General features: G+C 41.2%; 15 protein-coding genes. 14 read left to right on the plus strand and 1 reads right to left on the minus strand.

What is annotated here, in order from left to right:
• The first annotated feature begins 39 nt into the window (after positions 1–39).
• The 10 genes from C6Y02_RS08610 to ypjB all read left to right on the plus strand — a co-directional run bounded on the left by C6Y02_RS08610 (position 40) and on the right by ypjB (position 8839).
• Positions 40–1155: a prephenate dehydrogenase gene (locus C6Y02_RS08610; RefSeq protein ID WP_060596839.1), complete on the plus strand. Its 1116-nt coding sequence runs from the start codon at positions 40–42 to the stop codon at positions 1153–1155.
• A gap of 10 nt (positions 1156–1165) precedes the next feature.
• Complete coding sequence (gene aroA / locus C6Y02_RS08615) at positions 1166–2452, plus strand: 3-phosphoshikimate 1-carboxyvinyltransferase (protein WP_060596737.1); 1287 nt, start codon at positions 1166–1168, stop codon at positions 2450–2452.
• A 290-nt stretch (positions 2453–2742) separates the two neighbouring features.
• The gene (locus C6Y02_RS08620; RefSeq protein ID WP_106031058.1) at positions 2743–4014 is read left to right on the plus strand and encodes a tetratricopeptide repeat protein; all 1272 of its coding nucleotides are present in this window, start codon (positions 2743–2745) and stop codon (positions 4012–4014) included.
• 75 nt (positions 4015–4089) lie between these two features.
• Entirely contained in the window at positions 4090–4629 is a 540-nt protein-coding gene (locus C6Y02_RS08625) for a ReoY family proteolytic degradation factor (protein ID WP_008344562.1), read from the plus strand.
• A 61-nt stretch (positions 4630–4690) separates the two neighbouring features.
• Complete coding sequence (locus tag C6Y02_RS08630; protein WP_034661055.1) at positions 4691–5137, plus strand: YpiF family protein; 447 nt, start codon at positions 4691–4693, stop codon at positions 5135–5137.
• A gap of 144 nt (positions 5138–5281) precedes the next feature.
• Positions 5282–5788: a ubiquinol-cytochrome c reductase iron-sulfur subunit gene (locus C6Y02_RS08635; protein ID WP_007500911.1), complete on the plus strand. Its 507-nt coding sequence runs from the start codon at positions 5282–5284 to the stop codon at positions 5786–5788.
• Between the two features lie 2 nt (positions 5789–5790).
• On the plus strand, positions 5791–6465 hold the full coding sequence (gene qcrB / locus C6Y02_RS08640; RefSeq protein ID WP_003215804.1) for a menaquinol-cytochrome c reductase cytochrome b subunit: 675 nt from the start codon (positions 5791–5793) through the stop codon (positions 6463–6465).
• Positions 6466–6508: 43 nt separating this feature from the next.
• Positions 6509–7276 (plus strand): menaquinol-cytochrome c reductase cytochrome b/c subunit, encoded by a 768-nt coding sequence (locus tag C6Y02_RS08645; RefSeq protein ID WP_003215888.1) that lies wholly within the window; start codon positions 6509–6511, stop codon positions 7274–7276.
• A 100-nt stretch (positions 7277–7376) separates the two neighbouring features.
• Positions 7377–7970, plus strand: a complete 594-nt coding sequence (lhaT, locus tag C6Y02_RS08650) for a lipoprotein heptaprenylglyceryl N-acetyltransferase LhaT (protein ID WP_106031059.1) — start codon at positions 7377–7379, stop codon at positions 7968–7970.
• 65 nt (positions 7971–8035) lie between these two features.
• A complete protein-coding gene (gene ypjB, locus C6Y02_RS08655) occupies positions 8036–8839 on the plus strand; it encodes a sporulation protein YpjB (protein ID WP_066030732.1) in 804 nt (267 codons plus the stop codon).
• A 32-nt stretch (positions 8840–8871) separates the two neighbouring features.
• Here ypjB and C6Y02_RS08660 read toward each other — a convergent pair whose 3' ends face one another.
• Positions 8872–9744 (minus strand): YitT family protein, encoded by an 873-nt coding sequence (locus tag C6Y02_RS08660; RefSeq protein ID WP_106031060.1) that lies wholly within the window; start codon positions 9742–9744, stop codon positions 8872–8874.
• Positions 9745–9881: 137 nt separating this feature from the next.
• Between C6Y02_RS08660 and C6Y02_RS08665 the strand changes: the two genes are divergently transcribed.
• The 4 genes from C6Y02_RS08665 to bshB1 are packed head-to-tail and all read left to right on the plus strand — an operon-like array spanning position 9882 to position 12154.
• Positions 9882–10217, plus strand: a complete 336-nt coding sequence (locus C6Y02_RS08665) for a nucleotide pyrophosphohydrolase (RefSeq protein ID WP_003215805.1) — start codon at positions 9882–9884, stop codon at positions 10215–10217.
• A 5-nt stretch (positions 10218–10222) separates the two neighbouring features.
• Entirely contained in the window at positions 10223–11026 is an 804-nt protein-coding gene (gene dapB, locus C6Y02_RS08670) for a 4-hydroxy-tetrahydrodipicolinate reductase (protein WP_060596733.1), read from the plus strand.
• 17 nt (positions 11027–11043) lie between these two features.
• Positions 11044–11463 carry a methylglyoxal synthase gene (mgsA, locus tag C6Y02_RS08675; protein ID WP_060596732.1) on the plus strand — a complete coding sequence of 140 codons (420 nt, stop codon included), beginning with the start codon at positions 11044–11046 and terminating at the stop codon, positions 11461–11463.
• Positions 11450–12154, plus strand: a complete 705-nt coding sequence (bshB1, locus tag C6Y02_RS08680; protein WP_034661049.1) for a bacillithiol biosynthesis deacetylase BshB1 — start codon at positions 11450–11452, stop codon at positions 12152–12154. The genes mgsA and bshB1 overlap by 14 nt, the downstream gene beginning before the upstream one ends.
• The last annotated feature ends 1 nt before the right edge of the window (position 12155 follow it).

A 12155-nucleotide genomic window follows, 5' to 3' on the forward strand; every position in this document is an offset into this window, starting at 1 on the left:
ATGGCTTTTTTAATTTTCGTGAAAAAACAGGTGATGAACATGAATGATGCAAACGAAACAATATTAATCGCTGGACTTGGCTTAATTGGAGGTTCCATCGCACTGTCGATTAAAAAAGAGTATCCCCATAAAAAAATTGTAGGATACGATGTGTCCAAAGAACAAATGGTTGCGGCAACAAAGTTGGGTATCATTGATTTAGCAGCTGATTCATTTGCGGCAGGTTTGGATGAATCTGCGACTATTATATTGGCAACACCAGTTCAGCAAACAGTCAAGATGCTTCGTGAGATTGCAAACTCTGGAATTGAGAGAGAGCTCACAATTACCGATGTTGGCAGCACAAAGCAAAAGGTCGTCCATTTTGCTGAAAAAACGCTTCCTAAGCACTACCAATTTATTGGTGGACATCCGATGGCAGGCTCTCATAAGTCAGGAGTCATTGCAGCGAAAGACTTTTTATTTGAAAATGCATTCTACATTTTAACGCCGGCAAAGGAAACAAATCGCCAGGCTGTTGATCGTTTGAAGGACTTGTTAAAGGGGACAAATGCTCATTTCATTGAGATGACTCCAGAAGAACATGATGGTGTAACAAGTGTGATTAGTCATTTCCCTCATATTGTTGCAGCCAGCCTTGTGCATCAAGCACATCATTTTGAAGAACAATTCCCACTTGTCAAACGGTTTGCTGCTGGAGGCTTTCGTGACATTACACGTATTGCTTCAAGCAATCCTGCAATGTGGCGAGATATCCTTCTGCACAACAAAAACAAGATTTTAGACCGGTTCCATGAATGGAAAAAAGAGATCGACCGCATTGAGACCTTTGTACAGCAAGAAGACGCTGAAGGCTTGTTCTCTTATTTTCAAGAGGCAAAGGAATATCGCGATGGACTTCCTCTAAGGAAAAAAGGTGCCATTCCTGCTTTTTATGACCTTTATGTGGATGTTCCAGATCACCCTGGGGTCATTTCGGAGATTACAGGGCATTTAGCAAATGAAAACATCAGTATTACGAATATCCGTATTATTGAAACGCGAGAAGACATTAATGGGATTTTGCGCATTAGTTTTCAAACAGATGACGACCGTAAGCGTGCAGAGATCTGTATAAAAAATAGAGCGAATTACGATACATTTTATGCTGACTGAGGTGACAAACATGAAAATTCATAAAAATGCTCCTATGAATGGAGTCATTCATATTCCAGGTGATAAATCCATTTCTCATAGATCAGTGATGTTTGGTGCAATTGCTGATGGGACTACAGTGGTGAAAAACTTTCTTCCTGGAGCCGATTGTTTAAGTACGATTGATTGCTTTAGAAAGATGGGCGTTGAAATTGAACAAAAAGGGACAGATGTTGTGATCCACGGTAAGGGACTGAAAGAGCTCAAGGAGCCGTCTGACGTCCTCGATGTTGGGAATTCTGGTACAACCATTCGATTAATGATGGGAATATTAGCTGGTTGTGAGTTTCACAGTACACTGATCGGTGATGAGAGTATTGCTAAAAGACCAATGCAACGAGTAACAGGTCCACTTAAACAACTGGGAGCGAAAATAGATGGCAGAGCAAACGGCGAGTATACGCCACTGTCTATTCGTGGCGGTCATTTAAAAGGTATCTCATATGAGTCTCCGGTGGCAAGTGCCCAAATTAAGTCCGCTGTCCTTTTAGCGGGGCTTCAAGCAGAGGGAACAACAACATTAACTGAACCGCATAAATCAAGAGATCATACAGAAAGAATGCTCTCTATGTTTGGTGTAAAACTAGACGAAGATGAACAAAGTGTTTCCATTGAAGGCGGTCAAACATTAAAAGCAACAGATATATTTGTTCCTGGAGACATCTCTTCAGCTGCATTTTTCCTTGTTGCTGGATCTATTGTTCCTAACAGCCGGATTGTGTTAAAAAATGTCGGGCTAAACAAAACAAGAACGGGTATTATCGATGTACTGAAACAAATGGGTGCGAATCTTGAGATCAAAGAAGTAGATGCAAAAGACGGAGAACCGTATGGTGATTTAACGATTTCAACCTCTTCATTAAAAGGAATTGAAATTTCTGGTGACATGATTTCAAGACTCATCGACGAAATCCCGATTATAGCGCTTCTAGCGACACAAGCAGAAGGAACAACGATTATTAAAGATGCTGCTGAGTTAAAAGTAAAAGAGACCAATCGAATTGATACCGTCGTGTCAGAACTTAAAAAACTCGGTGCTGAAATTGAAGCAACTGATGATGGTATGAAGATTCATGGTAAAACCACACTTAAAGGCGGCGCTATCGTGTCAAGCTACGGAGATCACCGAATCGGTATGATGCTGGGGGTTGCTGCTTGCATCACAAAGCAAGCTGTTGAGATTGAAGATACAGATGCTGTTCGTGTATCATACCCGAATTTCTTTGAACACATTGAATACTTAACCAAAACAGTCTGAGGATGTCCTCAGGCTTTTTCTTTCCTTATGCATATTTGTAAGAAATATAGCATAGCTTGTCTCAAGATGAAACCTGGAAAAAAATCATTTTATCCGATAAAAAAATGAATTTCAGGTGCTTGCAGTTTACAAAACTTCCGTTTCGTAAAGGATGAAATGAAAAACAGTCTTTAAAACAAAAAAATGGGTTCATTTTAAAAGAGCAACATATTTGCTGGATGAGTACCTGTCGATTATGATATGAAGTAACAATAGTTTAGGTTTTTGGAAACAGAAAGGAACGGTTTGATTTGAATAGTTCATTACAAGAAGCCATAAAATTAGTTGAGGCGGGTGAGACTGAAAAAGGACTCCAAACACTTGCTCAGGCAGAAAAGCATTTGCATGATGAAGAAAAGGCGCAGGCAGCTCAGTTATATTATGATTGGGGAGATATCGATAAAGCGCGGAATCTCATCAGTGATTTACATGATTTATATCCAGAGGAAACAGGGTTAACATGTTTTTATGCAGAGCTACTGATTGACTCTGATGAAGAAGAAAAGGCGATTTCGGTATTAGAGACGATTCCTGAAGATGATGATGCGTATCCAGAGAGTTTATTGTTAATGGCAGATTTGTATCAAATGCAAGGACTATTTGAAGTCAGTGAACAAAAGCTCTTAAAAGCGAAAGAACTGCTTCCAAATGAAGCCATCATTGATTTTGCGTTAGGTGAATTGTATTTTTCACAAGGTCTTTCAAAGAAAGCCGCCGACTATTTCTACAAAGTCGCAGATCAACAACATGAGGTTGGCGGCGTCAATGTTTACCAGAGACTCGCTGAATCACTCAGCACCGCTGGAGAATTTGAAGATGCGCTTGAATGGTACGAAAAGGCAGTAAAAGATCAAACAGACCCGAATACACTTTTTGGCTACGGATTTACAGCGATGAGGGCCGGCAGAACGAAAACAGCCATTCAGCAGCTTTCAGAACTAAAAGATATTGATCCGTCTTATTCGTCTCTTTATATGCCTTTAGCGAAAAGTTATGAGGAAGAAGGACTATATCAGGAGGCTTTAGAGGTAGTAAAAGAGGGTATTAAAATTGATGAGTATAACAAAGAATTATATTTATATGGTGCAAAGATTGACTTGAAAAATGGGGATTCAGAAGATGCGAAAAAGCTGCTTCAAGAAGCACTTGCTCTTGATCCGGGATATATTGAAGCGGTTCAAACATTGCTCGCGATCTATTTAAATGAAGAGCTTTTTGATGAAATCCTGGATGTCATTAAAGAGGTTAAAAGCTTTGGGGAAGATGATCCAAAATGGAATTGGTATGCTGCATCTGCTTCTGTTGGACGAGAGGAATACAAAGAAGCAGCCGATTACTTCAAGCTGGCTCTGCCTGATTTTGATGAGGAGCGTGACTTTTTATATGAATACGCTTCGTTCCTTTTAGAAGAAGGCAGACAAAAAGAAGCATTGCCGCTATTACGCAAAGTTCTTCAGAAAGATGGCACGAATGAAGAAATCGAAGAAACGATTTTAAGAATTGAAGACGAAATTTCCTTATAGTTTGCAGGAATGAAGAACTGGTTTGTTGAATAATTCATGTATAGCAATTTAATTTACGATAGAGGAGGGAATAACATGCAGACCCCTGTTTCTGTCAATGAAAAGAAGGAATTCATCCGGTGGTTTTTAAACCATTATCAGCTAAAACGAAGAGAGTGTGTTTGGATATTAAATTATTTAATGAGTCACGACTCTTTGATGGAAAAGGTTCATTTTGTAGAGCAAGCAGAATTTTGCCCAAGGGGAATCATTATGTCAACACACTGTGTGGATGAAGTTCCCTTTAGATTTTATAAAGAAAACATCATGACGACAGATGCTGAAAAGTCATTTCATGATATTCGTTTGAATAAACAGCAAGATTTGTTTATTCAATTGAATTTCCGTTCTGCTTATCGTTCGCCGGAATATGCAGCTGTGCTTGAAACAAATCCTCATATTCCAAAGGATCTTTATGAGAACGAAAAAGATAAGGATCTTGCGGAGAAAGTGCTTGAACACTCGATCGCAACGTTCCAAAAAGAACGGCTTATGAAAGAGATAGATGAGGCACTTGACCGTCATGATCAAGAAACATTTAATAAGTTAGCAAAAGAATTAAGCCTATTGTCATAAACTGAACGAATAAGCCTTGCCCTATACAGGCAGGGCTTATGTCATGAAAGAGGGGAAATTGATGAAGTTTCAAGCGGAGGATGCGGATCGCTTTTTGCAATCTAAAGATTACATTGATACCGCTATCATTCCAATAGTTGGAATAGATGCGAATCAAATCAAACAAACTGTATCTTTAGGTGAGTTTACCATTCTTGTAGCAGAGGAACTTGAAAGGCAGCTGAAAGGGCGGGTCTTTCTTTTTCCACCACATACATATGTAGAGATCAATGATCGAAAACTAGAAGACATCTTTACGATGAAGCAGTCGCTAGAAGATCATTTTCAGCATGTCGTGTTGATCTCATCTGATCATCAATGGAAAGAGCATGCGGCGGTTAGTGAAGCGCTATTTTTGTTAAAGCCGGTTCCGCTCGAGCATTTAAAGGTAGAATTAAAGCAAAAAATCGTTCAAGACAGTGTAGAACAAATTTTGAACTTTTTGTTACAAAAGTGGAACCCTTCATAAAAACCCTTACATTTGCATTGTACATAGCTTTTTAGGCTGTTGACCTTGTGAATAGATTGATATATTATGAGGGTGTCCTAGTTTTATGAAATTTTTTCTAATTCAGTTATAAAGTAGCTGACGACCTGAGGGGGGGAGAAAAAAATGAGCGAGAAGAGACATGGAGTGTCCAGGCGTCAATTTTTGAATTACACGTTGACCGGCGTGGGGGGATTTATGGCCGCTGGAATGCTCATGCCTATGGTTCGCTTTGCGCTTGACCCTGTGCTAAAAGGAACAGAGGATCAGGATATGGTTCAAGTTGTCAGTGTAGATGAACTGACGAAGGAACCGAAGCGCTTTGACTTTAAAATTGATCAAGTAGATGCATGGTATGAGTCAAAGGAATCTAGGTCAGCATGGGTGTACAAAGAAGGGGATGAAATTGTCGCTTTATCGCCAATCTGTAAACATTTAGGATGTACAGTGAACTGGAACAGTGATCCGAAAAATCCAAACAAATTTTTCTGCCCATGCCACTATGGGCTGTACGACAAGGATGGTACAAACGTACCCGGAACTCCACCGCTTGCACCGCTTGACCATTATAAGCAGCAAGTGAAGGACGGATACCTCTATCTTGGAAAAGCTGTGCCGAAAGGGGAAGGGTAACGATGCTTAACAAGATTTATGATTGGGTAGATGAGCGGCTAGACATTACACCAATATGGAGAGATATTGCGGATCATGAGGTGCCAGAGCATGTCAATCCAGCACATCATTTCTCCGCTTTTGTGTACTGTTTTGGCGGTTTAACGTTTTTTGTGACAGTCATTCAAGTCCTTTCGGGCATGTTTTTAACGATGTATTATGTGCCGGATATTAAAAATGCCTGGGAATCTGTCTATTATTTGCAAAATGAAGTGGCATTTGGTCAGATTGTCAGAGGGATGCACCACTGGGGTGCGAGTCTAGTCATTGTCATGATGTTTTTACATACGCTAAGGGTCTTTTTCCAAGGGGCGTATAAAAAGCCTAGAGAGCTGAACTGGATTGTTGGTGTGCTCATTTTCTTTGTGATGCTTGGACTTGGTTTTACAGGATATCTCTTGCCATGGGATATGAAGGCGCTATTTGCGACGAAGGTTGGTCTTCAAATTGCAGAAGCCACACCATTCATTGGAAAAGAGATCAAAACGCTGCTTGCAGGTCATCCTGACATTGTAGGGGCACAAACGCTGACGAGATTTTTCGCTATCCATGTCTTTTTCTTGCCAGCGGCATTATTTGGGCTGATGGCTGCCCACTTTATTATGATTCGTAAGCAAGGAATTTCTGGACCGCTATAAAAAAAGTTGCGTTTGATGAATGTTCAATGAGGAGGGGATGACTTTGCATAGGGGAAAAGGGATGAAGTTTGTCGGAGACTCCAGAATTCCGGCAGAAAGAAAACCTAACATACCTAAAGACTATTCCGAATATCCGGGAAAAACAGAAGCCTTTTGGCCGAACTTTCTTTTAAAGGAATGGCTTGTAGGTGCCGTTTTTTTAATTGGATTTCTTGTCCTAACTGTTGTTCATGCACCTCCGCTTGAGCGGATGGCTGATCCAACAGATACCGGCTATATTCCGCTGCCAGACTGGTATTTCCTATTCTTGTACCAGTTATTAAAATATGAATTTGCTGCAGGAGGCTATACAGTAGTTGGCGCGATGATTATGCCTGGAATTGCGTTTGGTGCACTTTTGCTCGCACCATTTCTTGATTCTGGTCCTGAACGCAGACCGTATAGAAGACCGGTTGCAGTGGGGATGATGATCCTTGCAGTCGGCGCAGCAACATATTTAACGTGGGAGTCTGTTGCTACTCATGATTGGGAAGCAGCGGCGAAGCAAGGTGAAATTAAGAAAGAAGCAGAGATTGATACCTCAGCGGAAGAGTATAAAATTTATCAGGAGCAGACATGTATCTCCTGTCACGGGGATAACATGCAGGGCGGAGCAGCCGGACCGTCACTTGTTGACAACGGTCTTGCACCTGAGGAGATAGCTAAAATCGCTGTTGAAGGAAAAGGCAACATGCCTAAGGGTATCTTTAAAGGTAGCGATGAAGAACTTGAAAAGCTTTCTAAATATTTATCTGAAGTCAAATCTAAATAATTCAGTTGTTTAAATGCAAGTACAAGGATATACTCAAAAGAGAAAAAGCTGGCGCTGTCAGCTTTTTTCTGATTTTAACAGATCGTGAGTGAAGAGACGTATGAGATGGATTCAATATCTGCTAGCCACGCGCTACATGCTTGTGCTAGTCCTGATGATCAATTTCCTTGGCACTGTGTACGGCTACTATTGGTATATTCCTCAGCTTGTAGAGACGCCGGCTATCTTTTTAGCTTTTGTTCCAGACAGCCCAACGGCAAGCTTTTTCTTTTTATTTGTACTACTTGCGTTTTTGATGAAACGAAACGCTCCTTATTTTGAAGCACTTGCCCTTGTGACCTTGATTAAGTACGGGTTATGGGCTGTAGGAATGAATATCTTTGTGCTTTTATCTGTTGATGACTTTCCGTGGGAAGGATACATGCTGATTGGGTCTCACTTTGCGATGGCGGTTCAAGCTGTATTGTTTGCACCGTATTATCGTTTTAAAATGCGTCATTTGGTGATAGCCGGCATATGGATTTTACATAACGATGTGATTGATTATGTATTTGGTATGATGCCGCGTTATTCTATGCTGTCTGCCTATTCAAACGAGATCGGCTATGTCACGTTTTGGTTAAGTATTGCCGTTCTTCTTGTTTCGTATTATCTCGTCCTATCGAAAAAATCGGTCAAGCTTGAACTCCCTTAACAATATTGGTCTAACCTTGTCCTTTTCTTCATACGCTGTATGGAGAAGGGCTAGGAGGGACTTGCATGAAACGAAAGCCAATCGCGATGATTCTATTATTTTTTCTCGTATTACAGCCATCTGTTGCCAAAGGCGAGGAAACAGCCGCTAACGTGCTGCAAGAATTAACGGAACTATCAGATTCAATCTTTCAATTAACGAGACAAGCTAAATATGATGAGGCGTTACAGGTCGCATTGTATGTTGAAAAGACATTTAAAGCTGAGAATTGGCGTGGTACTCTGACAAATACGCAGATTCGGCAAATTACACTTGGCTATCAAGATATTATAAAAGGGCTGCCGCAGGAAGAATTGAATGAGCGCGAAAAGCTTCGTTATGCCTCTCAGTTTAGAATGCTGCTTGATGCGATCCAGTCAGACTCTGAGCCTCTTTGGGGTTCGCTGGAGAAGCCCATTATGGGGTCTTTTCCTACTTTGAAAAAAGAAGTGAAGGATCCGGAGTCGACGACGTTTTATGAAACTTGGAATGAGCTGGTTTCTTTATACGATATGATATACCCTAGTTTAACCATTGATATTTCGCCTGAAAAGCTGCAAACGATTAAGCAGCATATGGAAGTGATTGAGCAAGGTGAATTTTTAAAAGCATCAAGTGGAACAAAGCTTGAGCGTCTCACGAAGCTCGAAGAGGATTTATCGAGTGTGTTTGCTCACGTCGATCAAGATGAAGCTGATCCATCGCTTTTATGGGTCATTTTAACAACAGGGAGTATCATTTTATTAACGTTAACGTATGTTGGGTTTCGGAAATACCGTGCTGAAAAAGAGAAGAAGCAAAAGCGTCAGGCTGATTATCCGAAATCATAAAAAAAAGAAGCACCATTTTTGGGCTTCTTTTTTTAATGCGGATTAAGCGGCTTTTTGTGTTCATCTAATGTGAAGCCTTCACCAAGCACATCATGCACGTCACTGACAGATACAAATGCATGAGGATCGACTGAGGTCACGACGCTTTTGAGATGGACAAGCTCGTTTTTCGGGACGACGCAATAAAGGACGTTGCGCTCCTGTTTTGTATAGGAACCAACCCCTTTTAAAATGGTCACACCGCGCTCCATTTCCTCTGTGATTTTCTTTTGAATGATGTCATCTTTTTCAGAGATAATCATGGCGCCTTTGGCTGCGTAAGCGCCTTCTTGCATGAAGTCAATGACCTTTGCGGCAACAAACACTGCGACGAGTGTATACATGGCTTCTTTGTAATTTAAATAAGTAAGAGAAATCGTAATGACACATGCGTCGAAGATGAACATTGTTCGTCCCATGGCCACCTGATAATGCTTGTTGATGAGTCTTGCGATGATGTCCACGCCGCCGGTTGTACCGCCGAACTTAAAGATGATCCCGAGGCCTGTTCCGATAAACACACCAGCAAAGAGCGCGGCTAGCGCCAAATCGTGCTGGAGAGGCATATGTATTTGAAAGCGCTGGAAGATGGCAAGAAAGACAGAAAGACTGACGGTTCCTACAATTGTATAAGTAAACATGGTTTTGCCGAGCATTTTCCAGCCGATAAAAAAGATCGGAATGTTTAAGACAAGGTTTGAAATGGATGGATCAATGTGGAATAGAAAATATAAAAGCAGTGTAATACCTGTAAATCCGCCTTCCGCCAAATTGTTCTGCATATTAAAATGAACAAGACCGAAAGAAAAAATCGCAGATCCTATTAAAATAAATACGATATTTTTAAGACGAATTTCTTTTAGCAAGAGACCACTCCTTTTTTTGCTTAGACAGCGATAATATTATATGGTATGGGAGAGAAACAAGCAAACTGAGTCTTAAACATTTGTCAAATATTTATGATTTCGCTAACATGTAAGAGATGGATAGGAGGATGAGCTTCATGACGAATGAAAAAACGCTGCGTCACGTGCAGCAAGAAGTAGATGATTACATAGGACAATTTAAAGAAGGCTATTTCAGCCCGCTTGCCATGATGGCCCGTCTGACAGAAGAATTAGGCGAGCTAGCAAGAGAGGTTAACCATTACTATGGAGAAAAGCCGAAAAAAACAACGGAAACAGAAAAAAGCATGGAAGAAGAAATTGGCGATGTTTTGTTTGTGTTAACATGCCTCGCTAATTCACTAGATATATCACTAGAGGAAGCACACGATCGTGTGATGCATAAATTCAATACAAGAGACAAAGACCGCTGGACAAAAAAAGAAGGGAAGTAGAGACGATGACGAACCAAACCATCAAAGTAGTAATCGCTGGAGCAAGAGGAAGAATGGGGATAGAGGCTGTGAAGCTGGCAGAAGAAACGAGCCATTTTGAGCTTGTGGCAGCCCTTGATCACGCGCACGAAGGAAAAAAATTATCTGATGTGATTCATACGACATCTGAGGCGCCAATTTATACAGATATTGATGTGTGTCTTTCAGAGACAGCACCTGATGTATTAATTGATTTGACGACACCAGAAATCGGGAAAGTACATACAAAAAAGGCACTTGAACATGGCGTCCGTCCAGTCGTAGGAACCACTGGATTTTCTGAAGCTGACCTGAAAGAGCTACAGCAATTAACAGAAGAAAAGAGCATAGGCTGTATTATTGCGCCAAACTTTGCTGTCGGTGCGGTCTTAATGATGAAGTTTGCCAAAATGGCAGCGAATTACTTTCCTGACGTTGAAATCATTGAGCTTCACCATGATAAAAAACTAGATGCTCCGAGCGGTACTGGGCTTAAAACAGCTGAAATGATTGCAGAAGTCAGAGAAAGCAAAAAGCAGGGACATCCAGAAGAGAAAGAATTAATCGAAGGTGCACGAGGCGCAGATTATGACGGTATCCGTCTGCACAGCGTAAGACTTCCGGGTATGATTGCACATCAAGAAGTACTGTTTGGAATGGACGGACAGACGCTCACCATTCGCCATGATTCTTATAACCGTGCATCATTTATGTCAGGTGTGAAGCTTTCAGTTGAACAGGTCATGCACATTGATCAGCTTGTCTATGGTTTAGAAAATATCATCGACTAATAAGGAGTGGATTCCTGATGAACATTGCTTTAATCGCTCATGATAAGAAAAAAAGTGACATGATCCAATTTGCCATTGCGTACCGTGATATATTGGCAGATCATACACTTTACGCAACAGGGACAACAGGTTTGAGAGTGAAAGAAGCGACGGGGCTTCCCATTCATCGTTTCCAGTCAGGACCACTTGGAGGAGATCAGCAGATTGGTGCTTTAATTGCTGATAATGCAATGGATCTTGTGCTCTTTTTTAGAGACCCGCTTACCGCGCAGCCGCATGAACCGGATGTATCTGCACTCATTCGGCTTTGTGATGTGTATACCATTCCACTAGCCACCAATATGGGGACCGCTGAAATTTTAGTCAGGAATTTAAATAAAGGCACGTTTGATTTTCGAGATGTAGTAAAAAACGGAGGAACAAATGAAACGACTTGATATCCTTGCATTCGGTGCCCACAGCGATGATGTTGAGATCGGTATGGGCGGAACGATTGCAAAATACGTAAAAAAAGGGGCGCGTGTCGGGATTTGCGACTTGACCCAGGCCGAATTATCTTCGAATGGAACGGTAGAGAGCCGTAAAGAGGAAGCAAAAGCTGCTGCCGCCATTTTAGGTGTGTCAACGCGAATCCAGCTCACACTGCCAGACAGAGGACTTTATCTAAATGACGAAGCGATGAAGGACATTGCAGGCGTGATTCGAACATACAAGCCAAAACTGATTTTTGCTCCGCATCACCAAGATCGGCATCCAGATCATGGTCATGCGGGCTCACTTGTAGAAGAGGCTGCTTTTTCGGCAGGTATACATAAATTTGAAGATTCATACAAGCAGCCAGCGCATAAAATAAGTCAGATGTATTATTACATGATTAACGGTCATCATCGCCCAGATTTTGTGATTGATATTTCTGAGGAAATGCACCAAAAGATTGATAGCTTGCATGCGTATAAAAGCCAATTTGTTAAATCGGCGAATTCAGTTGAGACACCTCTTGTGAACGGTTATATTGATTTTGTCAAAATGAGAGAGTCTATGTATGGAAGGGAAGTCAATAAAGCTTATGCAGAAGGGTTTATCACAAAGAAACCACTTTTGATAGATGACGACTTACTTGGGGGGTAAT

Source organism: Bacillus sp. NMCC4 (assembly GCF_002998555.1).
Lineage (GTDB): Bacteria > Bacillota > Bacilli > Bacillales > Bacillaceae > Bacillus.

Bases quoted from the DNA above. Each gene is read 5' to 3' on its own strand.
- bshB1 (WP_034661049.1), top strand. From the start codon at position 11,450: ATGAAACGACTTGATATCCTTGCATTCGGTGCCCACAGCGATGATGTT.
- aroA (WP_060596737.1), top strand. From the start codon at position 1,166: ATGAAAATTCATAAAAATGCTCCTATGAATGGAGTCATTCATATTCCA.
- lhaT (WP_106031059.1), top strand. From the start codon at position 7,377: ATGAGATGGATTCAATATCTGCTAGCCACGCGCTACATGCTTGTGCTA.
- ypjB (WP_066030732.1), top strand. From the start codon at position 8,036: ATGAAACGAAAGCCAATCGCGATGATTCTATTATTTTTTCTCGTATTA.
- C6Y02_RS08625 (WP_008344562.1), top strand. From the start codon at position 4,090: ATGCAGACCCCTGTTTCTGTCAATGAAAAGAAGGAATTCATCCGGTGG.
- C6Y02_RS08630 (WP_034661055.1), top strand. From the start codon at position 4,691: ATGAAGTTTCAAGCGGAGGATGCGGATCGCTTTTTGCAATCTAAAGAT.
- C6Y02_RS08610 (WP_060596839.1), top strand. From the start codon at position 40: ATGAATGATGCAAACGAAACAATATTAATCGCTGGACTTGGCTTAATT.
- qcrB (WP_003215804.1), top strand. From the start codon at position 5,791: ATGCTTAACAAGATTTATGATTGGGTAGATGAGCGGCTAGACATTACA.
- mgsA (WP_060596732.1), top strand. From the start codon at position 11,044: ATGAACATTGCTTTAATCGCTCATGATAAGAAAAAAAGTGACATGATC.
- C6Y02_RS08635 (WP_007500911.1), top strand. From the start codon at position 5,282: ATGAGCGAGAAGAGACATGGAGTGTCCAGGCGTCAATTTTTGAATTAC.
- dapB (WP_060596733.1), top strand. From the start codon at position 10,223: ATGACGAACCAAACCATCAAAGTAGTAATCGCTGGAGCAAGAGGAAGA.
- C6Y02_RS08665 (WP_003215805.1), top strand. From the start codon at position 9,882: ATGACGAATGAAAAAACGCTGCGTCACGTGCAGCAAGAAGTAGATGAT.